This is a genomic window from Sphingomonas sp. FW306-1B-B10E (assembly GCF_058782005.1).
Window position 1 is genome coordinate 19,589 of sequence record NZ_JBYSXG010000043.1, and the last position, 20,362, is coordinate 39,950.

Sequence of the window (20,362 nt, forward strand, 5' to 3'; positions counted from 1 at the left end):
GCCGGCTTAGGCCGATTGCGCGGCCTTGCCTAGGCGCAGAACGGACCGCGTCCCATGTCGAGATGGAGGTGGTTGTAATGGGCGGCGTTATAGTCCGGGCTGAGCACCGTCCTGAAGCGCTTGCACGCCGAATTGTGGATCACTTCGAAGAACTGACGCACCGCGGGATCGCCCGATCGCCAACCGCCCTCGACGCGGACCTTGCGCCCGTCGGCGAGGACGAACCCGCCGACATCGACGGCGTTGCCGAGCCCGTGCTCGGACATCCGCGCCGAGGCCGCGGCATTGCCGCCGATGATCGCGCGGCACGCATAGGTCCCGAAGCTCTCGACCCGGACGAGCTCGCTGCCGAGGATTTGCTTCGCCGCCGGTGCGACCGCGAAGCGGATCCAGGCAGTGAAGCTGCGCGCCAGCGGGCAGCGCATCGACTTGAGGTTGGTCACCGGCACGCCGATGTCGAGCAATTGCACTGCGCCGGTGACCACGCAGCCGCTGCCGAAGTCGCGGTCGGGAAGCGGCGAATAGCGCACCGATTCGCGCGACAGGTCGGCATAGCATTGCTGGGTCTCGCGCGGCGTCGGGCGATTGAGCGTGATCGGGCCAGACGGGCGCTCGCGGATCGGCGCGGGCCGATCGTGGCGATCATTGCCTACACAGCTGCCGAGCAGCAGCGCAACGGACAGGACAAGCAACCGCATCGCCGCACCCTAGCATGACGACACCGGTTTGACTCCAGCTCTGTTACCGCTACCATCGCCAGATGCCGCACGAGACGGCACGAAGGAGAGGCGAGATGATCAAATGCTGGGCCTGGCTCTGCTATATGCTGACCCTGCTGGCGTCGCCGGCATGGGCACAGGATCCGCCCGCCGCGCCGCAACGGATAGCCTTGTGGGAGAAGGGCGCGCCCGGCTTCGAGAGCCGCAAGGCCATCCCCGAACAGGCCGAAAGCTATTGGCTCAAGCCGGTCAACGACCCCAGCATCACCTATTTCCCCGCGCGCCCCGGCCGCGAGACCGGTGCGGCGGTGTTGCTGATGCCGGGCGGGGCGCACCAGTTCCTCGTCATCAAGAGCGAAGGCAACGACGCCGCGCGCTGGTTCAACGAGCGCGGCATCGCGGCATTCGTGCTGCGCTACCGGCTTTTCCGCGGCACCGACTCCCCGTACAGCTTCGAGAATGCCCGACAGGATGCCGAGCGCGCGGTGCGGACGATCCGCGCCCATGCCGGCGAATGGAAGCTCGATCCGCACAAGATCGGCGTGGTCGGCTTCTCGGCGGGCGGCGAGCTTGCCCGAGTCACGCTGCTGAGCCCGCCGGTCGCTGCGCCGGGAAGGGGCGACGCGATCGACCGGCTCTCGGCACGGCCCGATTTCGGCGTGCTGGTCTTCCCCGGGCCACTGCACGGCGAGGAGAAGATCACCAGGGATTCGCCGCCCTTGCTGATGGTCGCGACCAACGATGACAGCTGCTGCTCGCAGCCGATCCTCGACCTGCTCACTGCCTATCGTGCCGCCGGCGCCTCGTCCGAGCTCCACATGTATGCGGCGGGCGGCCACGCGTTCAACATGGGCGAGACCACGCCGCTGGTCAGCCTGCGCAACTGGCCGGCGCGGATCACCGACTGGATGACCGATCGCGGCTTATTGACGAATTGGCCGCCGAACCCCGCCGCCCGCTAGCCCGCGCAAGGCAAGTGCCGCCGCGGCGGTGAACGGCGTGAGCAATGCCGCCCGCGCGCTGTGCGGCGCAGCCTCGCCGTCGTCGACGCCGAAGCGCAGCCGCTCGCGCCGCGTCTCGGGCATGTGGAAGGTGCCGAACAGCCGATCGAACAGCGCCAGGCTGGCGCCGAGATTGGTGTTGAAATGGCGCGGATCGGCCGAATGGTGGATCTGGTGATGCGCCGGCCCCAGCAGCAGACGGCCCCAGCGCGGGCCGAAGGTCACCCACAAATGGCTGTGCTGGAGGTGAGTGACGAGGATCGCGCTGAGCATGATCAGCAAGTTGGTGCCGCCCACCGCGAAGGTGTCGAAGCGTCCGATCGTGCGCTCGAGCAGTGCCCCGGTCAGCCCCATCACCACCGCGACCAGATTGTAGAAGCCGATCGTCTCGACCGGATGCACCCGACCGTTGGTGAGCAGCGACAGGCTCTCGGCCTGGTGGTGGACCTTGTGGAAGTGCCAGAAGATCGGCACGCGGTGCATCAGCCAGTGATCCACCCAATAGGCGAATTCATAAGCGAGGAAGAGCGCGACCGTGGCGATCGCGGCGCGCGTCCAGCCCGGTAGCCACACCGCTGGCGCCGGCCCCAGAACCGCGCGCGCGATGCCGCGGACCTGCTCGGCCGAGAACAGCGCCCAGCCGATCAGCAGCCCGGCGAAAAGGATGCCGAGCACGAAATAAGCGGCATCGGTGCGGCCCGAAGCGCTCCGGAACAGCCGGTTGGGAAACAAAGCGCGCCGAAGCACCGCCGGCCGAATCGATCGCCCGCGCGGGAGCGCGAGCAGCACGAAGAGCACCAGCGAAGCCGCCAACGCGATCACCGAAAAGGTCGATCCGGGCGCGAGAAAGATGCCGCCGAGCTGGTTCGACCAGCTGGCAAGCAGATGCTGCATCGCCTTTTGCACCAGCTCGATCATGCCATCCCCGCTCGACGCCGCCACCTTAGCCGTGCGGCTTTGCCCAAAGGTTAAGACTGGCACATCCCCCGGGTTGACACCGCGCCCGCCGCCGCTAGGGCCGTCGACGGGCCACGCGGTCCCAACGCCGCGCGTGCTCTCTGTAAGGAGAGACTGACATGAGTGATTCGACCTTTCTCGACGCCACAGCTGCGTCTGCAAAGCCCGCTACCAAGCCGGCACGCCCCTTTTTCTCTTCGGGGCCCTGCGCCAAGCCTCCGGGCTGGGAAGCCGCCAAGCTCGCGACCGAATCGCTCGGCCGCTCGCATCGCTCGAAGATCGGCAAGGCCCGCCTCCAGCGCGCGATCGACTTGATGCGCGAGATGCTCCAGCTTCCCGACACGCACCGCATCGGCATCGTCCCCGGCTCGGACACCGGCGCGTTCGAGATGGCGATGTGGACGATGCTTGGCGCCAAGCCGGTCACCACGCTCGCCTGGGAGAGCTTCGGCGAAGGTTGGGTCACCGATGCAGTCAAGCAGCTCAAGCTCGAACCCACGGTGCTGCGCGCCGATTACGGCCAGCTGCCCGACCTGACCCAGGTCGACTGGTCGAACGACGTACTGTTCACCTGGAACGGCACCACCAGCGGCGTGCGCGTGCCGAACGGTGACTGGATCCCCGCCGACCGCGAGGGCCTGAGCTTCGCCGACGCGACCAGCGCGGTGTTCGCCTACGATCTGCCCTGGGACAAGATCGATGTCGCGACCTTCTCATGGCAGAAGGTGCTCGGCGGCGAGGGCGCGCACGGCGTGCTGATCCTCGGGCCCCGCGCGGTCGAGCGGCTGGAGAATTACACCCCTGCCTGGCCGCTTCCCAAGGTCTTCCGCCTGGTCGCCAAGGGCAAGCTCGCCGAGGGCGTGTTCAAGGGCGAGACGATCAACACCCCGTCGATGCTCGCGGTCGAGGACGCGATCTTCGCGCTCGAATGGGCCAAGGGATTGGGCGGCGCCAAGGGTCTGATCGCACGCAGCGACGCCAATGCCGCGGCGCTGCAGAAGCTGGTCGCCGAGCGCGACTGGCTGGGCAACCTCGCCGAGGACGAGGCGATCCGCTCGACCACCAGCGTGTGCCTGACCGTCGAGGGCGCCGACGAGGCGTTCATCAAAACCTTCGCCGGCCTGCTCGAGAAGCAAGGCGCCGCCTACGACGTCGCCGGCTATCGCGACGCCCCCGCGGGCTTGCGCATCTGGTGCGGCGCGACGGTCGACACCGCCGATATCGAAGCGCTCGGCCCCTGGCTCGACTGGGCCTACGCGACCGCCAAGGCAGGCTGACCTTCCCGTGCTCCTGCGAAAGCAGGAGACCAGGGCCCCATGCGATTCCCTCAATAACTCTGGGCTCCTGCTTTCGCAGGAGCACCGGCTCTCCAGGAGCAATGCAATGCCAAAAGTCCTGATCAGCGACAAAATGGATCCCAAGGCCGCCGAGATCTTCCGCGAGCGCGGTGTCGAGGTCGACGAGATTACCGGCAAGACACCCGAAGAACTCAAGGCGATGATCGGCCAATATGACGGCCTCGCGATCCGCAGCTCGACCAAGGTGACCAAGGAAATCCTCGAGGCCGCGACCAACCTCAAGGTCGTCGGCCGCGCCGGGATCGGCGTCGACAATGTCGACATCCCCAGCGCCTCGGCCAAGGGCGTGGTCGTTATGAACACCCCGTTCGGCAATTCGATCACCACCGCGGAGCATGCCATTGCGCTGATGTTCGCGCTCGCCCGCGACCTGCCCGAGGCCGACAAGTCGACCCAGGCCGGCAAATGGGAGAAGAACCGCTTCATGGGCGTCGAGGTCACCGGCAAGACGCTGGGGCTGATCGGCGCCGGCAATATCGGCTCGATCGTCGCCGACCGCGCGCTGGGCCTCAAGATGAAGGTGATCGCCTATGATCCCTTCCTCACGCCCGAGCGCGCGCTGGAGATGGGCGTCGAGAAGATGTCGCTCGACGATCTGCTGCTGCGCGCCGACTTCATCACGCTGCACACGCCGCTGACCGACCAGACGCGCAACATCCTCAGCCGCGAGAATCTCGCCAAGACCAAGAAGGGCGTCCGCATCATCAACTGCGCGCGCGGCGGGCTGATCGACGAAGCGGCGCTCAAGGAAGGGCTCGACAGCGGCCATATCGGCGGCGCGGCGCTCGACGTGTTCGTCACCGAGCCGGCCAAGGAATCGCCGCTGTTCAACACGCCGAACTTCATCTCGACCCCGCATCTCGGCGCCTCGACCAACGAGGCGCAGGTCAATGTCGCGATCCAGGTCGCCGAGCAGATGGCCGACTTCCTCGTCTCGGGCGGAGTCACCAACGCGCTCAACGTGCCGTCGCTGTCGGCCGAGGAAGCGCCGCGCCTCAAGCCGTACATGGCGCTCGCCGAGAAGCTCGGCAGCCTGATCGGCCAGCTCGCGCATGGCGAGATCGCGCGCGTCTCGATCCATAGCGAGGGTGCCGCGGCCGAATTGAACCAGAAGCCGATCGTCAGCGCGGTGCTCGCCGGGTTCCTGCGCGTCCATTCGGACACGGTGAACATGGTCAATGCGCCGTTCCTCGCCAAGGAGCGCGGGATGGAAGTCCGCGAAGTCCGCAACGAGAAGGAAGGCGACTACCACACCTTGCTGCGCGTCTCGGTCAAGACCGACGCGGGCGAGCGCTCGGTCGCCGGCACTTTATTCTCGAACGCGCAGCCGCGGCTGGTCGAATTGTTCGGCATCAAGGTCGAGGCCGATCTGGTCGGCAACATGCTCTATGTCGTCAACGAAGACGCGCCGGGCTTCATCGGCCGGCTCGGCACGACCCTGGGTGAGGCGGGGGTCAATATCGGCACCTTCCATCTCGGCCGCCGCGACACCGGCGGCGAAGCGGTGCTGTTGCTCTCGGTCGACGATCAGGTCACCCCCGAGCTGATCGCCCAGGTCCGCGCGCTTCCCGGCGTGAAGACCGCAATGGCGCTCAAGTTCTGAACGCCGCCGGGGGCGTGGACAGTGGATTCCGCGCCCCCGCCGCGCTAGGCGGCGGCATGGTCACCGCCCCGCCCGCCCCGTCGATGCTGCGCCTGCGCGCCGAGCGGCTCGGGCTGTTCGACACGCCGGTGCTGCACGGTCGGGTCGAGGAGAGCGAGGCGCTCAACGCGGCGCTCGGCGAGGCGGTGCGTGCCCAGATGGCGCTGGAGCCCGGGATCGGCCGCTCGAACGTCGGCGGCTGGCATTCGCAGACCGACATGCTGCGCTGGGGCGGCGAGGCGGCCGAGCGACTCGCCGACGCCGCGATCCGTGCGGCGAAACGGCTGTCGCACTTCGACGGGCACGATCCCGCCACGCTGCGCTGGTCGACGCGGATGTGGGCCAACGTCCTCCATCCCGGCGGGCTCAACATGAGCCACGCGCATCCCGGCGTGCTGTGGGCAGCGGTCTATTATGTCGATGCCGGCGATGCGGGGGCGGGCGGCGAGCTGTTCCTCGAGGATCCGCGCTTTCCGGTGCCGCTGATGACCTTTCCCGGCTTCCGCATGCTGGGCGGCGACGGCCAGCCCCAGCCGGTCGAGCACAAGCGCAAGGTCACCACGGGCGATCTCGTGCTGTTCCCCGGCTTCATGCGCCACGGCGTCAGCCCCTATCGCGGCAGCCGCGACCGGATCTCGGTGGCGATGAACCTCTACGTCAAGGAAGCGGAATGACCGGCCTGTTGCCCGAAGGTTTCCACGATCGCCTGCCGCCCGCCGCCGATGCCGCGGCGGGACTCGAAGGGCGCGTGCTCGGCGTGGCGCGGGCTTATGGCTATGAGCAGGTCGATCCGCCGCTCGCCGAATTCGCCGACGAGCTCGCCTCGCGGCTCAAGGCCGGCGGGGTGCGCGACGCAGTGCGCTTCGTCGATCCGGTGTCGCAGCGCACCCTGGCGATCCGCCCAGACCTTACCGCGCAGGTCGGCCGCATCGCCGCCACCCGTATGGGGCATCACCCGCGCCCGGTGCGGCTGTCCTATGCCGGCCAGGTGGTCAAGCTCAGCGCGACCGAGCTCAACCCCCAGCGCGCGATGCGCCAGATCGGCGCCGAGCTGATCGGGCGCGATACCGTCGCCGCGGCGATCGAAGTGGTCGGCGTCGCGATCGAGGCGCTGCAGGCCGCCGGCGTCACCGGCATCGCGATCGACTTCACGTTGCCCGACCTGGTCGACACGCTCGCCGGCGATCTCGACCCGGCGGCGCTCGAGGCCTTGCGCGACCGGCTCGATGCCAAGGACGCCGGCGGCGTCGCCGCGATCGATTCGCGCTGGCTGCCGCTGATCGAGGCGGCCGGGCCGTTCGACGCCGCGATGGCGCGGCTGCGCGCGATCGACGCGGGCAATGCGCTGGCGAGCCGGCTCGACGGACTCGCGCGGATCGCCGCGAGCATCGACGGCGCCGCGGCGCTGACGCTCGACCCGACCGAGCGCCACGGCTTCGAATATCAGAGCTGGCTCGGCTTCTCGATCTTCGCGCGCGGGGTGCGCGGCGAGATCGGCCGCGGCGGCACCTATACGATCCTTCACGGCGACGGCCGTGAGGAGCCGGCGGTCGGCTTCTCGCTGTTCACCGATCCGATCCTCGATGCCGGGCTCAGCCCGGGCGTGCGGCGGCGTCTGTTCCTGCCGTTCGGCACGCCGGCGGATGTCGGAGCGCGGTTGCGCGGCGAGGGCTGGGTCACCGTTGCGGCGCTGGAGGCGGACGACACGCCCGCGGCGCAATTGTGCACGCATGTGCTGGGAGTGGACGGGCCGGAAGCAATCTAGTGCTCCTGCGGAAGCAGGAGCACGGATAGCTAGCGCCCCAGCAGCGGACCGATATCGCCCTGCGCGAAATGCTGGAACGCCTCGCGCACCGCAGCGCGGAAGCGCTCGTCGCCGCCCAGTTGCACGCCGAATACCGGTTCCAGCGCGAGCATCGCGGTCACCGGATTGGCGCTGGTCGCCGCCGCGGAGAGCATGTCGGCGAGCGGATCGGTGATCGCCTCGCCGGCCTCGGCCTTGCGCCGCACGAACGCGATCCACGCCGCCACCGGGACCGCCAGCCGCTCGACACTTCGCCCCGCATCGAGCGCCGCGCGCGTCGTGTCGAGCAGGCGGTAGGGCAGCTTCTGCGATCCGTCCCATGCGATCTGCGACAGCAAATGGCGGATCTCGGGATTGCGGAACCGGTCGAGCACCGCATCGGCATAGCCCGCCACGTCGAGCCCCTCGACCGGCGCCAGCGACGCGGCGATGTCCTGATGCACCAGCCGCGTGACGAAGCCCTCGAGCGCCGTGTCGGACATCGCCTCGAACACCGTCTCGTGCCCGCGCACGAGCCCGACATAGGCGAGCGTCGAATGCGCGCCGTTGAGGATGCGCAGCTTGGCCTGCTCGTAGCCGCGGACATCGCCGGTCAAGGTCACGCCCGCCGCGGCAAGGTCGGGCCCGTCGGGCAGGTCGAAGCGCTGGAGCACCCACTGGGTGAATCGCTCACGCTGGACCGCCGCGCGATCCTCCACCCCGAGCGCCGCCTCCACCTTTGCGAGGAACGCCGCATCGCTCGCCGGGGTGATCGAATCGACCATCGAGTCGGGGAATGCGACTTCGCCCCCGATCCAGTCGGCGAGCCCGGCATCCTGCGCGCGCGCGAGCGCCACGCAGGCGGCGCGGAGCTTGGCGCCGTTGCCAGTCATGTTGTCGCAACACAGCATCGCGAAAGGCGGCAGCCCCGCGGCGCGGCGATCGCCCAGCCCCGCGACAATCCAGCCGATCACGCTCGCCGGCTCGGCGGGCCGGGCGAGGTCATGGACGATGTCGGGATGCGCGAAGTCGAGGCTGCCGTCGCCGGCGAGGCAATAGCCCTTCTCGGTCACCGTGCTCGTCGCGATCCGCACTTCGGGCGACGCCAGCAGCGCCCGCAACCGTGCGCCCTCGCCCGGCCCGATCGCATCCGAATGCGCGGCGACGACCCGCATCCCCGGTTCGCGATCGATCACCGCGAGCGTATAAAGCCCATCCTGCGCCTTGAGCGCGTCGGTGGTGGTGCCGCTTCGCAGCGAGACCGCCGCGATCCCCCAGCGCGGATCGGTTTCGAGCAACTGGTCCACATAAGCGGCCTGGTGCGCGCGGTGGAACGCGCCGGGTCCGAAATGGACGATCCCGGTGCGGATCGTATCGACGGCGCGCGCCGGGCGGGCGACGGTGGCGGGAAGCTGAGCGAGCGATGCGCGGGACAGGAGCATGCCGCCAGCCAAGCAGCCCGCACCCGTGCAAGTCAATCCGCTCTAATAGGAATGGACCGCCGCACCCGAGGCGCCGCCGGGCAGCCGCGACCCCGTCGTCATCGTGCGACCGGTCCCCTCGGGCATGCGGAAGCGGACCTGGCGGTTGGGGAAGTCGATATCGACGCTGCGGAAGCTGCGCATGGCGTCCATGCCGAGCAGCAGCGCCGGACGCTTGGTCAAGCCGAAGCGCTCGAACGGCGCGACATCGGCGAACGCCACCGGCATCGATCCGAACATCACGTCGCCGACTTTGATGTTGGGCACAGTCGTGTAATTGGCCATGGTCTTGACGCCGGTGACGTCGGTGAGCTCGATCGGCGTAGTGCGGTGCCGCCGCGCGACGCGAGCGCGCAGCGCGCTGTTGCCCATGCTCACGGCGCTGCCGGTGTCGAGCACGACCTGGATGCGGACATTGCCGTAATAGGCATCGGTGACGATCAGCTGGCCGTACAGGCTTTTGGCGGTCACCACGATCTCGTCGCTCGCGCGCCGCACCTTGCGCTTCTGGCTGGGACGGACCTCCATCGTGCCCCTCTCGAAATTGATCGAGACCTGGTGATCGCGCAGCGTATCGATGCCGAGCAGCCCGATCGCGCCGAGATTGCGTGCCTCCAGCTTGGGCGCGATCACGCTGTGCTGCACGCCGATGGATTTGATCATCAGATCGGGCACCACCACCGTATCGACCTGGCTGCGCCCCGCCATCGACAGCAAGGTGACCGGAACCCCCGCGGTCAGCCTGAGCGTGTTGGCGAGCTCGCGCGACACCACGGTGCGCTCGGCGCCCGTATCGATGATGAAGTTGTACGGCCCCTTGGCGTTGACCGCAACGGGCACGGTGAGTCTCTTGTCGATCTCGCCGAGCGTCAGCAAGGTGGCCTCCATCACCGATTCGGGCGTGATCAGATCGGGATCTTGCGGCGCACTCGCGGGGGCGCTGCCGGTACCGTTGATCGGCAAGGTGAGAAGCAGGAGCGGATAGACGACTCCGGGCATGATGGGACGATATACCTGCACATATTGCGCAGCAATCGAAATCAATCGAGCCGCATCGCCTCCGCCGCGATCGCCTCGGCCTCGATCAGCAGCGCGTCCTCGCCGGTCCCCTGCGGGGTCTTTTCGCGGCCGATCATGATCAGCACCGGCACCGCCATCGGGCTGACCCGGGCGATGTCCACGTGCAGCATCGTGTCCGCGGCGGTGTCGAGCAGATGCGCGAGCCGCCCGACATCGGTCATCCGTGCGCGGGCGTCGGCCCAGGCCGCCTTGAGCAGCAAGTGATCGGGCTCGTATTTGCGCAGCACGTCGTAGATCAGGTCGGTCGAGAAAGTGACCTGACGCCCGCTCTTCTTCTTGCCGGGATGCTGGCGCTCGACCAGCCCGCCGATGATCGCAACTTCGCGGAACGCGCGCTTGAGCAGCGCCGATTGCTGCACCCACTCGACGAATTCGTGCTCGAGAATGTCGGGCGAGAACAAGGCGGCCGGATCGGTGATCTTTTCCAGCCCGTACACCGCCAACGCATAATCGTTGGCGACGAAGCCCAAAGGCTTCAATCCCATCGCCTCCATCCGCCGGGTGATCAGCATGCCGAGCGACTGGTGCGCGTTCCAGCCCTCGAAGCTGTACGCGACCATGTGGTGCTTGCCTTCGTGCGGGAAGGTCTCGACCAGCAATTGCCGCGGCGCCGGGATCGCCGAGCGCTTCTCCTGCATCTCGAGCCATTCGCGGACATCGTCGGGGAAACGCTGCCACTGGCTGCGATCGTGCAGGAAGACGCGGACGCGATCGGCCAGGCTCGACGTGATCGCCAGCCGCGCCCCCATATAGGAGACATAGCGCGCCTGCTTGGCGCTGGCCCGCACGATCAGGTCGGTCAGCTCGACCCGCTCGACCTCGAGGCTCAGCCCGGCGAAGAAGAAGGTGTCACCCGGCGAGAGCTGCGACCCGAACGCTTCCTCGACCTTGCCGAGCCGGCGGCCGTTCTTGAAGCGCACGTCGAGCATCGGCGCTTCCACGATGATCCCGGCATTGAGCCGATGCTGCGCCACGAAGGCCGGCTTGGTGACGCGCCACAGCCCGTCCTGCCCCTGGGTCAGCCGCTTGAACTTGTCATAGGCCCTGAGCGAATAGCCGCCATCGGCGATGAAGCCGAGCACGCGATCGAACACCTCCTGTTCGAGCGCCGAATACGGCAGCGCGCCGCGCACTTCCTGCAGCATCTCCGCAGCATCGAACGGTGCCGCGCACGCGCAGGCCATGACATGCTGGGCGAGCACGTCGAGCGCGCCGGGGCGGAATATGTCCGGATCGAGCTCGCCCTGCTCGACCGCGTCGAGCGCGGCGCGCGCTTCGAGATATTCGAAGCGATTGCCCGGCACGAGCACCGCCTCGGAGGATTCATCGAGCCGGTGGTTGGCGCGCCCGATCCGCTGAAGCAGCCGCGACGAGCCCTTGGGCGCGCCCATCTGGATCACGCAATCGACATCGCCCCAATCGACGCCGAGATCGAGACTCGCCGTGGCGACCAATGCGCGCAGCTTGCCGTCGGCCATCGCCTGCTCGGCCTTGCGCCGCGCCTCCAGGCTGAGGCTGCCGTGATGCACGCCGATCGGCAGCTGCATCTCGTTCGCTTTCCAGAGCTGCTGGAAGACCAGTTCGGCGAGCCCGCGCGTGTTGCAGAATATGATCGTCGTGCGGTGCGTCTCGATCTCGGCCATCACCTGCGGGATGGCATAGACCCCCGAATGCCCCGCCCAGGGGACTCGGCCTTCGGGAAGCAGGATCGCGATGTCGGGATCGGCGCCCGCCTCGCCGCGGACGAGCCGCACCCGGTCGATGTCGCCGTCGGGCGCCAGCCAGGCGCGATAGCCGTCGGGATCGGCCACCGTCGCCGACAGCGCGACGCGGCGCATGCCCGGCGCGAGCCGCTGGAGCCGCGCCATCGCCAGCGCGAGCAGGTCGCCGCGCTTTCCGGTGGCGAAGGCATGGACTTCGTCGATGACGATCGTCCTGAGCCCGGCGAACATCGTCAAACTGTCTTCGTAGGACAGCAACAGGCTCAGCGATTCGGGCGTGGTAAGGAGGATCTCGGGCGGCCGCGCGCGCTGGCGCACTTTCCGCTCGTGCGGAGTGTCGCCGGTGCGCGTCTCGACGCGGATGCCCAAGCCCATCTCCTCGATCGGCGTCAGCAGATTGCGCTGGACGTCGACCGCGAGCGCCTTGAGTGGCGAGATATAGAGCGTGTGCAGCCCTTGCGACGGTGCCTCGATCAATTCGGCGAGCGTCGGCAGGAAGCCGGCCAGCGTCTTGCCCGCACCAGTCGCCGCGACGAGCAATGCATGCTCGCCCGCGCGGCCCGCAGCAAGCATGTCGCGCTGGTGCCGCCGCGGATGCCAGCCGCGGCTTGCAAACCAATCGTCAAGTTTCTCGGGCAGAGCGGCGTCGGACACCCGCCAGCGTTCGCGCGGATCAGCCGGTCAGCGCAAGCCCTTCAGGCGACGCCGCCATTGTCGCGCGCTTTGTCGTCGCGATCCTGCTGGTCGTACATCTGCCGCGTCGCGTCCTCGGTCGCCTGGACTTCGCGCCGCGAGCCCCGGTTGTGAAACATCGCCCAGGCGATTGCGATCGCGAGGAGGATCGGTCCGACGATCACCATGATCCCCTGAAGGCTCGACAAGTCCATGACACACCTCGTTTCCGCTTCTCTCCAAACCCAACGAAGCCGCCTCCGGTTTCGATCCGACAGGGCGAGCCGCAGCGTGATCCCCGTCACAGGCGTGCGGCCGCGAGCAGCCTAGCGTCGGGCCGGCGCGAGTGACGAACTTGCGCGAGCGAACGACGAGGAGACGGACATGACCGATGTCACGAGCGAACAACGCGACAAGCTGACAGCGCTGGTTTCGGACGCGCTGAATGCGGAAGGCACGGCACCTGCGGCCGCGCCGGCAGCAGAGGGGCTAAAGGGAGTCGACCCCAAGAACTTGTTCTGCGAAAATTGGGATACGGTGCGATCGGTGCTGATTTATATTCGCGATCATTTTCCTGTGCCGATCCCCGGGCTGGTGAAGACGGCGATTTCCGTCCTGATCCGCATCGGCGACGGCGCGCACACCATTCTCTGCAAGGGGTGAATGAGGGATGGGCGCGGCCGTCTGGAACCTTTGGCGGCCGCGCCCATATTGCTGTGATGGCCAAGCTAGGCGACTGGATAACCCCCGAGCCTACGGGCATCTACATTCCCGCCGCCGATGCGTGGGTCGATCCGTCGCAGCCGGTGGCGCGCGCGCTGATCACCCATGGCCATGCCGATCATGCCCGCGGCGGGCATGGCGAGGTCTGGGCGACGCCCGAGACGCTGGCGATCATGGAATGCCGCTACGGGCCGCAGGCCGGCAACCCGGTCGCCTATGGCGAATCGCTGCGGATGGGCGATGTCGAAATCGGCTTCGTCCCTGCCGGCCATGTCCTGGGTTCGGCGCAGATCGTGCTCGATCATGCCGGCGAGCGCATCGTCGTCTCTGGCGACTATAAGCGCCGCGAGGACCCGACCTGCGCGCCGTTCCAGCCGGTGCCGTGCGACATCTTCGTCACCGAGGCGACGTTCGGATTGCCCGTCTTTCGCCATCCCGAAACGCATGACGAGCTCGACAAATTGCTCGCAGCCTTGCGCGCCAATCCGCAGCGCTGCGTGGTGGTCGGCGCCTATGCGCTCGGCAAGGCGCAGCGCGTGATCGGCGAACTGCGCGTGATGGGATTCGACGATCCGATCTACCTTCACGGCGCGCTGCAGCGGCTGTGCGACCTCTATGTCGAGCACGGCGTGAATCTGGGCGAGCTGCGCCCCGCCACCGGCGTGGCCAAGGCCGAGCTCGAGGGGCGGATCGTGCTGTGTCCGCCCGGCGCGCTCAACGACCGCTGGTCGCGCCGGCTGCCCGATCCGATCACCGCGATGGCGTCCGGCTGGATGCGCGTCCGCCAGCGCGCACGGCAGCGCAATGTCGAGCTGCCGCTGATCCTCTCCGATCACGCCGATTGGGACGAACTCACCACCACGATCCGCGAGATCGCGCCGCGCGAGGTTTGGGTGACGCACGGCCGCGAGGACGCGCTGGTCCACTGGTGCCGCCTCCACCAGATCAAGGCACGCGCGCTCGAGCTGGCGGGGTTCGAGGACGAGGACGATTAAGGGAAGTGCTCTCCAGATACCCACCCCGGCGAAGGCCGGGGCCCAGCTGCCACGCCGTCAGAGAGGATAGTCTCAACGCCGCCGAGTTCGCCGAAGCTGGGCCCCGGCCTCCGCCGGGGTGGAGCTTGCGGTGACCTAGCTAGGTTGCGCCGCCTGCGTTCAGCCCGCCGCGCGCAGCTCGCCGGCCACGGCGCCCGAGAACAGCCAGGCCTCGGCTTCGGCGATCGTGTCGAAGCAGCGCACATCGGGTCCGCGGTCGCTCAGCGCACGCTGGAGCTGGCTGCGCGCCAGGGTCCGCCCGATCACGAAGGCGAGGCGGCGCGAGCGATATTCGGGCGCGCCGAGCAGTTGCTGAAAGCCGGCGACGCTCTCCTGCGGCTGAATCTTCATCTCGCGCAGGTCGTTGATCGTCAAATGCTGGTTGCGCGCGCATTTCAGCTTGGCGTGCGCCAGTTCGCGCGCCTGGTAGAAAGCGGCAATATCGTCGGGCGTGAACAGCCCGCCCATTTCGATCCGGACGAGGTCGCGCTCGGGTTCGGCATGGATCGAAAAGGTTGCGCTCATGCAATCATTATAGAGGCAAACCCGTCTACGAATGCTCACCGAGCGCGATTCCTCCAAAATCGTGCAAGCTTCGTTTGCATCCGCGCGGCCCAGAGCGGAGTCTCCCGCGACAGGAGGGGCCCTTGGCAGAATTCGCCGAACGCAGCTCCGCGCCGCCAGCGGTCGCGCGGCAACCTATCGGCCCCGCCCCCGCCGCGCTTGCCGATGCGCCGCGCGTCCAGCGGCTCGTCGACCGCGCCGCCGCGCTAAACGCGGGCCGCGCGCCGGTCCAGCTGAATGGCAAGGACAAGAAGACCAAGGGACAGAAAAAGCAGGACAAGAAGAAGGCTGTCGTCGCGGGAAAGAAGAAATCCAAGGAAAAGAAGATCGCCAAGATCAAGACGAGCATGCGCGGCTACAACGAATCCGACCTGACCGAAGCGGAGCTCGACAAGGCGATCCGGGGCGGCAAGCTCAGCAAGATGCGCGCTGGGCATCTCAGCAGGGACAAGACCAAGAAAATGAATTTCGGCACGGCCAAGACGCTGGCGGGACTGACCAAGAGCGCCAAGGAAAGTCGCGACAAGAACCACAAGCAGGCCGAGAGCGACGACGAATATGAAGAGGAGCAGGACGCCGAATATTCGGACTATGAGGACGTCACCATCAAGCCGAACAATCGCAAGGACGACGACGGCCCCTCGCCGGGCGCCGCGGGCCTAGGCGGCGACATCACCGCCTAGCCGCTAGCCGACGCCTTCGAGTGCCTTTTGCCGACGGCGCTGGACCGAGCTGCCGATCCCCATCGCCTCGCGATACTTTGCCACCGTTCGCCGGGCGATGTCGAACCCCTTGGCATTGAGCAGCTCGACCAGGGTGTCGTCGGACAGGATCTTCTTGGGATCCTCGGCCTGGATGAGCCCGCGGATCGCGCTCTTGACCGCTTCGGCCGACACCGCGTCGCCGCCATCGGCCGACTGGATCGCGCTGGTGAAGAAATATTTGAGCTCGAACAGCCCGCGCGCGCAGCTCAGATATTTGTTGCTGGTGACGCGGCTCACCGTCGATTCGTGCATCTCGATCACGTCGGCGACCTGACGCAGCGTCATCGGCTTCAGATGCGCGACGCCGTGGAGGAAGAATGCCTCCTGCTGCTTGACGATCTCGGTCGCCACCTTGATGATCGTGCGCTGGCGCTGGTCGAGCGCCTTGACCAGCCAATTGGCGCTGGCGAGCATGTCCGACATCCACGCCTTGCTCGCCTTGTCCTGCTTGCCCGCCGCGATCTCGGCATAATAAGCCCGGTTGACGAGCAATTTGGGCAGGGTCGCCGAATTGATCTCGACCGCCCAGCCGGCGCCGCGGCGCGCGACGAACAGGTCGGGCACCACGGCCATGGTCGGTTCGCCGCCATAGCGGCTGCCCGGCTTGGGATCATAGTCGCGCAGCTCGCGGATCATGTCGGCGAGATCCTCGTCATCGACATTGCACAGCCGCTTGAGCCGCGCGAGGTCGCCGCGCGCGACCAATTCGAGATTGTCGATCAGCCGCGCCATGCACGGATCGTAGCGATCGGCTTCCTTGGCCTGGAGCGCGAGGCATTCGGCGAGATTGCGCGCGCCGACTCCGGTGGGATCGAAGGTCTGAATCGTCGCCAGCACTGACTCGACCCTGGCGAGCGGCACATTGAGCCGGCTGGCAATGTCGAGCAGCGCCGCAGTGAGATAGCCGGCCTCGTCGATCTGATCGATCAGATGCGCGGCGATGAACAGGTCGGCACCGGCAACGGTCGCGCCCGCCTGCGCCATCAGATGATCGGCGAGGCTGAGCTCGGCCGAACGCATATTGTCGAAATCGGGACCGTCCTCGGAGCCGCCCGCGCCGGTGCCCCCCAGGCCCAGGCTGCCGTCGAGCCCGCCGGCCGAATCCGCCGCGCTGTCGTGGTGGAAGGTCTCGGCCGTGAAGTCGACGTCGAGCGCCGCCTCACCCGCCGCCTCGCCGCCGCCCGCGATCAGCTCGCTGGCATCGGCGGGGCCGTCGCGCGCCGGGGCGAGGTCGCCCTCGGGCGCCGTCGCGGGTTCGGGGACGTCGTCGCCGCCGCCCTGGGCATCGAGCAGGGGATTCTTGTCGAGCTCCTCGGCGATGAAGGTCTCGATCTCGAGGTTCGACAGCGCCAGCAGCTTGATCGCCTGCTGCAGCTGCGGCGTCATCACCAGCGATTGCGACTGGCGGAGATCGAGACGGGGGGCGAGCGACATGCGCGCCTACCTTAACCCCGTTCGTGCTGAGCTTGTCGAAGCACCGTTCTTTCTTCTGCCTCCGAGAAGAAGAACGGCCCTTCGACAAGCTCAGGGCGAACGGGTGGGGGGTTGGACATGACCTTAGAGCTCGAAACTCTCGCCGAGATACAGCCGCCGGACATTCTCGTCGCGGACGAGATCCTCGGGCGAACCGGCGAACAGCACGCGGCCGTCATAGATGATGTAGCCACGGTCGACGATGTCGAGCGTCTCGCGGACATTATGGTCGGTGATCAGCACGCCGATCCCGCGCGTCTTGAGCTGGACGATCAGGTCGCGAATGTCGGAGATCGAGATCGGGTCGATGCCGGCGAACGGCTCGTCGAGCAGCATGATCGTCGGATTCGCCGCCAGCGCGCGGGCAATCTCGGCGCGGCGCCGCTCACCGCCCGACAGCGCCATCGCCGGCGAGGCGCGCAAACGCGTCAATCCGAACTCTTCGAGCAATTCGTCGAGCCGCGCGCGGCGCGCCGCCTTGTCGGGCTCGGCGAGCTCGAGCACCGCCAGGATGTTCTGCTCGACGGTCATGCCACGGAAGATCGACGTCTCCTGCGGCAGATAGCCGAGCCCGAGCACTGCGCGGCGGTACATCGGCAGCCGCGTGATATCCTCGCCGTCGAGCATGATGCGGCCCGAATCGGGCTTCACCAGTCCCATCACCGAATAGAAGCAGGTCGTCTTGCCGGCGCCGTTGGGGCCGAGCAGCCCGATCACTTCGCCGCGCCCGACCGAGACCGACACGTCGGTGAGCACCACGCGCTTGTCATAGGATTTGGCGATCGAGACGACCGCGAGCCCCTTGTCGGGGAGCGGCGCGGGATCGGCGACGGGTTGCTCGATTATCGCTGCGATGTCGTTCATTCGGGCTTCCTGCACGGACTGTACCGCACCGCATATAGGCGCTTGGCAGGATTCGTGCAGGAGATTGCGAACGATGAAAAGCGAAACTGCGGCAGTGCGGTGAAAAACGCCGCTTACTGACCGCTGCGCTTGGGGACCGAGAAGCGGCCGGTGACGCGCCCGCCCGAGCTCTGCACCCCCGACGCGCCCGCCGGACCGCTGGCGCCACGCACCCCCGATCCGTCGATCGTCGCGCGGCCGGTGTCGAGATTGATCGACAGCCGCCCGCCCGCGACGGTGTTGGCGCCCTGGCGCAAGGTCACTCCGCCGACCATCGTGATCACGCGGCGATTTAGGTCGTACACGGCATATTGCGAGCGCGCGCTCTGGCCTGGCCGGTTTACGGTGACTCCGCCGGTCGCATCGAGCCGCGAGACCTGCGGCGAGCCGTCGGCGACCTGCCCGGTATAGCTGACCGTCATCCGCGCCGCAGTGAGCGTCATGTCGGCCTGCTTGACGCGGACATTGCCGCTCAGGATCGCGCGATTGGCGCGGTCCTGCAGCTCGATCCGCTCGGACGCGACGTCGATCGGCGCATCGGTATTGTGCCGCGACTGCGCCGTTGCCGGTGCCGCCGCGCCCAGCGCCAGCACGAGCACCGCGGGAAAGACACCGCGCCGCATCAGGGCTTCTTCATGCCGCGCGGCAGGATGCGCAGCCGGGCATTGCCCTGAAGCGAGACCGAGCGGCTCTCGAGGTCGGCGGTCAGCTTGTTCGCGCTGAACACCCCCGAGGGCGTGTTGCCGGTCACTGCGCCGCCGCTCTCGAGCTTGCGCGTCTTGAGGTCGACCGTGGCGTTGTTGGTGTTGAGCACATAGCCGTCCGAGGTCTGGAACTTGAGCGGCCCGTCGATCGACACGCGCTCGCTGGTCATATTGTATTGGCCGGTATCCGCCTTGATCGAGGCGGGACCGTCATCGAGCCGGATCTCGGCGGCGAGGTCCTTCAAGCGCACGATGGGCTCGGCCGAGCTGTGCTGGATCGCCGATCCGGCATGCAGATGGAATGGCCGGCCCTTGGCATCGTCGCCGCGATATTCGGCGGAATCGATGCGCAGCCGCTCGGGCGAGATGTCGACCTTGTTCTTGTCGAGCACGAAGCTCACGTCGCCGCCCATCAGCAGCGGCGCCACCACCAGGAACGCGCCGAGCACGCCGATCCCCACCGGCAGCACGATCAGCCCCAGCCGCACGACGCGGTCATGGCTGCTGCCGGGATGAGCCCAGCTGCGCTTCTGCGAGCGGAGGCGCGCGGCGACCTCAGACATGGAAAGGCTCTGTGCTCTGGTCGCACCGGCCCGCTCCCCCACCCGGCGTCCCAGCGGCAGGATCATGTGGGAGGCCGGGTGGGGGAGCGGGCCGGTGCGGCAAGCTGGAATCAAATGTGCGCAAAGATATCGACCTCGGGCCAGCCGGCGAGATCCAGCTCGGCCCGCCAGGGCAGGAAGTCGAAAGCGGCTTGGGCGAGTGGCATGCGTCCTTCACGCTCGAGACGCTTGTCTAGTTCCACTTTCATCGCATGAAGATAGCGCACGTCCGACGCCGCATAGTCCTTTTGTGCGTCCGAAAGATCGGGTCCGCCCCAGTCCGACGACTGCTGCTGCTTCGAGATTTCCTGCCCGACCAGCTCGCGGACCAGGTCCTTGAGGCCGTGCCGGTCGGTATAGGTGCGCACCAGCCGCGACGCGATCTTGGTGCAATAGACCGGACCGGCGGTCACCCCCAGATAGAAGCGGATCGCGGCGAGATCGAAGCGCGCGAAATGATAGAGCTTGAGCCGCTCGGGGTCGGACAGCACCGCGCGCAGATTGGGCGCGTCGTAGGACGAGCGCGGGCCGAAGCGGACGAGATGCTCGTCGCCATTGCCGTCGGAGAGCTGGACGACGCACAGCCGGTCGCGCGGCGTGATCAGGCCCATCGTCTCGGTATCGACGGCGATCGACGCGCCGGGGGCGAACACGCCCTCGGGCAGGTCTTCTTCATGGAAATGCACGGTCATTTTGCGCGCATAGGCGGGTTGGGCGCGGACCTCAATGCTCTGCCGCCTGGTTGTCCGCAGGATGCCGTAGCGACGGCGCGTTCCAGCCGCATTGCGCCGGTCCGCTGCGACGAAGCGTGGCACAAGCGCCGCGCGCTTCCATGAATCTGCCGTAATCAAGTCGATTTTCAGTCGCGTGCTGTACGCTTTTGGGCTATAGCCGATTCCGTGGCACTGTTTTTTGTGTCCGAACACCTGCGTTTTTCGTCCGGCGCTTGGGTTTTGATTGGAGTATGGGCGAACCGGGAAGACGAACAGGGCATGAGTTTTGATCGAGGGCGCCGTGGGGATCGCGGCGGGCGCGGCAGAGACAAGCGCGACGGTTTTGGCGACGAAGGTGGCGGCGGTTTCGGCGGCGGTAGCTATGGCAGCGATCGCGGCGGCTTCGGCGGCGGCGGGTTCGGTGGCGATCGCGGCGGCTTCGGCGGTGGTGGCGGCTATGGCGGCGGC

The 20,362-nt window shown here is 67.5% G+C and carries 21 protein-coding genes; 8 read left to right on the plus strand and 13 right to left on the minus strand.

Annotated elements, in window-relative coordinates:
* Window positions 1-29: 29 nt before the first annotated feature.
* A complete protein-coding gene (locus tag AC3WJI_RS15860; protein ID WP_492758250.1) occupies window positions 30-698 on the minus strand; it encodes an extensin family protein in 669 nt (222 codons plus the stop codon).
* A gap of 95 nt (window positions 699-793) precedes the next feature.
* On the opposite strand from AC3WJI_RS15860, the gene AC3WJI_RS15865 reads away from it, so the two are divergent.
* Window positions 794-1,681, plus strand: coding sequence for an alpha/beta hydrolase (locus AC3WJI_RS15865; RefSeq protein WP_492758251.1), 888 nt, complete (start codon window positions 794-796; stop codon window positions 1,679-1,681).
* Here the strand turns inward: AC3WJI_RS15865 and AC3WJI_RS15870 are convergent.
* A complete protein-coding gene (locus AC3WJI_RS15870) occupies window positions 1,643-2,638 on the minus strand; it encodes a sterol desaturase family protein (RefSeq protein WP_492758252.1) in 996 nt (331 codons plus the stop codon). The two genes, AC3WJI_RS15865 and AC3WJI_RS15870, sit on opposite strands and share 39 nt — an antisense overlap.
* Window positions 2,639-2,796: 158 nt before the next feature.
* Here AC3WJI_RS15870 and AC3WJI_RS15875 point away from each other — a divergent pair, with 158 nt between their 5' ends.
* The 4 genes from AC3WJI_RS15875 (at window position 2,797) to AC3WJI_RS15890 (ending at window position 7,442) form a co-directional block, all read left to right on the plus strand.
* Window positions 2,797-3,954: a phosphoserine transaminase gene (locus tag AC3WJI_RS15875; RefSeq protein ID WP_492758253.1), complete on the plus strand. Its 1,158-nt coding sequence runs from the start codon at window positions 2,797-2,799 to the stop codon at window positions 3,952-3,954.
* Window positions 3,955-4,060: 106 nt separating this feature from the next.
* Complete coding sequence (gene serA / locus AC3WJI_RS15880) at window positions 4,061-5,638, plus strand: phosphoglycerate dehydrogenase (protein WP_492758254.1); 1,578 nt, start codon at window positions 4,061-4,063, stop codon at window positions 5,636-5,638.
* A 14-nt stretch (window positions 5,639-5,652) separates the two neighbouring features.
* Entirely contained in the window at window positions 5,653-6,351 is a 699-nt protein-coding gene (locus AC3WJI_RS15885) for a TIGR02466 family protein (protein WP_492758255.1), read from the plus strand.
* Entirely contained in the window at window positions 6,348-7,442 is a 1,095-nt protein-coding gene (locus AC3WJI_RS15890; protein ID WP_492758256.1) for an ATP phosphoribosyltransferase regulatory subunit, read from the plus strand. The genes AC3WJI_RS15885 and AC3WJI_RS15890 overlap by 4 nt, the downstream gene beginning before the upstream one ends.
* Window positions 7,443-7,471: 29 nt before the next feature.
* On the opposite strand, the gene AC3WJI_RS15895 is transcribed toward AC3WJI_RS15890, so the two are convergent.
* From AC3WJI_RS15895 to AC3WJI_RS15910, 4 genes are read right to left on the minus strand one after another with little or no spacing between them, the layout of a single operon-like run.
* On the minus strand, window positions 7,472-8,902 hold the full coding sequence (locus AC3WJI_RS15895; protein ID WP_492758257.1) for a mannitol dehydrogenase family protein: 1,431 nt from the start codon (window positions 8,900-8,902) through the stop codon (window positions 7,472-7,474).
* Window positions 8,903-8,944: 42 nt separating this feature from the next.
* Window positions 8,945-9,940, minus strand: coding sequence for an aspartyl protease family protein (locus AC3WJI_RS15900; protein ID WP_492758258.1), 996 nt, complete (start codon window positions 9,938-9,940; stop codon window positions 8,945-8,947).
* A gap of 41 nt (window positions 9,941-9,981) precedes the next feature.
* Window positions 9,982-12,396: a ligase-associated DNA damage response DEXH box helicase gene (locus AC3WJI_RS15905; protein WP_492758259.1), complete on the minus strand. Its 2,415-nt coding sequence runs from the start codon at window positions 12,394-12,396 to the stop codon at window positions 9,982-9,984.
* Between the two features lie 41 nt (window positions 12,397-12,437).
* A complete protein-coding gene (locus AC3WJI_RS15910) occupies window positions 12,438-12,629 on the minus strand; it encodes a hypothetical protein (protein ID WP_492758260.1) in 192 nt (63 codons plus the stop codon).
* 169 nt (window positions 12,630-12,798) lie between these two features.
* Between AC3WJI_RS15910 and AC3WJI_RS15915 the strand changes: the two genes are divergently transcribed.
* A complete protein-coding gene (locus AC3WJI_RS15915; RefSeq protein ID WP_492758261.1) occupies window positions 12,799-13,077 on the plus strand; it encodes a hypothetical protein in 279 nt (92 codons plus the stop codon).
* A 56-nt stretch (window positions 13,078-13,133) separates the two neighbouring features.
* Window positions 13,134-14,132 (plus strand): ligase-associated DNA damage response exonuclease, encoded by a 999-nt coding sequence (locus tag AC3WJI_RS15920; RefSeq protein ID WP_492758262.1) that lies wholly within the window; start codon window positions 13,134-13,136, stop codon window positions 14,130-14,132.
* A gap of 159 nt (window positions 14,133-14,291) precedes the next feature.
* Here the strand turns inward: AC3WJI_RS15920 and AC3WJI_RS15925 are convergent, their stop codons facing one another.
* Window positions 14,292-14,696, minus strand: a complete 405-nt coding sequence (locus tag AC3WJI_RS15925) for a hypothetical protein (RefSeq protein WP_492758263.1) — start codon at window positions 14,694-14,696, stop codon at window positions 14,292-14,294.
* Between the two features lie 25 nt (window positions 14,697-14,721).
* A complete protein-coding gene (locus AC3WJI_RS15930) occupies window positions 14,722-15,084 on the minus strand; it encodes a PPE family protein, SVP subgroup (protein WP_492758264.1) in 363 nt (120 codons plus the stop codon).
* Between AC3WJI_RS15930 and AC3WJI_RS15935 the strand changes: the two genes are divergently transcribed.
* Window positions 15,083-15,418 carry a hypothetical protein gene (locus AC3WJI_RS15935; protein ID WP_492758265.1) on the plus strand — a complete coding sequence of 112 codons (336 nt, stop codon included), beginning with the start codon at window positions 15,083-15,085 and terminating at the stop codon, window positions 15,416-15,418. The two genes, AC3WJI_RS15930 and AC3WJI_RS15935, sit on opposite strands and share 2 nt — an antisense overlap.
* Before the next feature lie 3 nt (window positions 15,419-15,421).
* Here the strand turns inward: AC3WJI_RS15935 and rpoN are convergent, their stop codons facing one another.
* From rpoN to AC3WJI_RS15960, 5 genes are all read right to left on the minus strand, one after another.
* Window positions 15,422-16,933: an RNA polymerase factor sigma-54 gene (gene rpoN, locus AC3WJI_RS15940; protein WP_492758266.1), complete on the minus strand. Its 1,512-nt coding sequence runs from the start codon at window positions 16,931-16,933 to the stop codon at window positions 15,422-15,424.
* A gap of 123 nt (window positions 16,934-17,056) precedes the next feature.
* On the minus strand, window positions 17,057-17,836 hold the full coding sequence (lptB, locus tag AC3WJI_RS15945) for an LPS export ABC transporter ATP-binding protein (protein WP_492758267.1): 780 nt from the start codon (window positions 17,834-17,836) through the stop codon (window positions 17,057-17,059).
* Between the two features lie 113 nt (window positions 17,837-17,949).
* Window positions 17,950-18,498, minus strand: a complete 549-nt coding sequence (locus AC3WJI_RS15950; RefSeq protein ID WP_492758268.1) for an LptA/OstA family protein — start codon at window positions 18,496-18,498, stop codon at window positions 17,950-17,952.
* Entirely contained in the window at window positions 18,498-19,142 is a 645-nt protein-coding gene (gene lptC / locus AC3WJI_RS15955) for an LPS export ABC transporter periplasmic protein LptC (protein WP_492758269.1), read from the minus strand. Before lptC ends, AC3WJI_RS15950 begins: the two co-directional genes overlap by 1 nt.
* Window positions 19,143-19,252: 110 nt before the next feature.
* On the minus strand, window positions 19,253-19,873 hold the full coding sequence (locus AC3WJI_RS15960) for a ribonuclease D (protein ID WP_492758270.1): 621 nt from the start codon (window positions 19,871-19,873) through the stop codon (window positions 19,253-19,255).
* Between the last annotated feature and the right edge of the window lie 489 nt (window positions 19,874-20,362).

Coding starts and splice junctions, on each gene's coding strand:
- serA (WP_492758254.1), top strand. CDS start 4,061: ATGCCAAAAGTCCTGATCAGCGACAAAATGGATCCCAAGGCCGCCGAG.
- AC3WJI_RS15870 (WP_492758252.1), bottom strand. CDS start 2,638: ATGATCGAGCTGGTGCAAAAGGCGATGCAGCATCTGCTTGCCAGCTGG.
- AC3WJI_RS15900 (WP_492758258.1), bottom strand. CDS start 9,940: ATGCCCGGAGTCGTCTATCCGCTCCTGCTTCTCACCTTGCCGATCAAC.
- AC3WJI_RS15865 (WP_492758251.1), top strand. CDS start 794: ATGATCAAATGCTGGGCCTGGCTCTGCTATATGCTGACCCTGCTGGCG.
- AC3WJI_RS15895 (WP_492758257.1), bottom strand. CDS start 8,902: ATGCTCCTGTCCCGCGCATCGCTCGCTCAGCTTCCCGCCACCGTCGCC.
- AC3WJI_RS15950 (WP_492758268.1), bottom strand. CDS start 18,498: ATGCGGCGCGGTGTCTTTCCCGCGGTGCTCGTGCTGGCGCTGGGCGCG.
- AC3WJI_RS15960 (WP_492758270.1), bottom strand. CDS start 19,873: ATGACCGTGCATTTCCATGAAGAAGACCTGCCCGAGGGCGTGTTCGCC.
- AC3WJI_RS15910 (WP_492758260.1), bottom strand. CDS start 12,629: ATGGACTTGTCGAGCCTTCAGGGGATCATGGTGATCGTCGGACCGATC.
- AC3WJI_RS15930 (WP_492758264.1), bottom strand. CDS start 15,084: ATGCTCGTCTTGATCTTGGCGATCTTCTTTTCCTTGGATTTCTTCTTT.
- lptB (WP_492758267.1), bottom strand. CDS start 17,836: ATGAACGACATCGCAGCGATAATCGAGCAACCCGTCGCCGATCCCGCG.
- AC3WJI_RS15890 (WP_492758256.1), top strand. CDS start 6,348: ATGACCGGCCTGTTGCCCGAAGGTTTCCACGATCGCCTGCCGCCCGCC.
- AC3WJI_RS15860 (WP_492758250.1), bottom strand. CDS start 698: ATGCGGTTGCTTGTCCTGTCCGTTGCGCTGCTGCTCGGCAGCTGTGTA.
- AC3WJI_RS15920 (WP_492758262.1), top strand. CDS start 13,134: ATGGCCAAGCTAGGCGACTGGATAACCCCCGAGCCTACGGGCATCTAC.
- rpoN (WP_492758266.1), bottom strand. CDS start 16,933: ATGTCGCTCGCCCCCCGTCTCGATCTCCGCCAGTCGCAATCGCTGGTG.
- AC3WJI_RS15875 (WP_492758253.1), top strand. CDS start 2,797: ATGAGTGATTCGACCTTTCTCGACGCCACAGCTGCGTCTGCAAAGCCC.
- AC3WJI_RS15935 (WP_492758265.1), top strand. CDS start 15,083: ATGCGCGGCTACAACGAATCCGACCTGACCGAAGCGGAGCTCGACAAG.
- lptC (WP_492758269.1), bottom strand. CDS start 19,142: ATGTCTGAGGTCGCCGCGCGCCTCCGCTCGCAGAAGCGCAGCTGGGCT.
- AC3WJI_RS15915 (WP_492758261.1), top strand. CDS start 12,799: ATGACCGATGTCACGAGCGAACAACGCGACAAGCTGACAGCGCTGGTT.
- AC3WJI_RS15925 (WP_492758263.1), bottom strand. CDS start 14,696: ATGAGCGCAACCTTTTCGATCCATGCCGAACCCGAGCGCGACCTCGTC.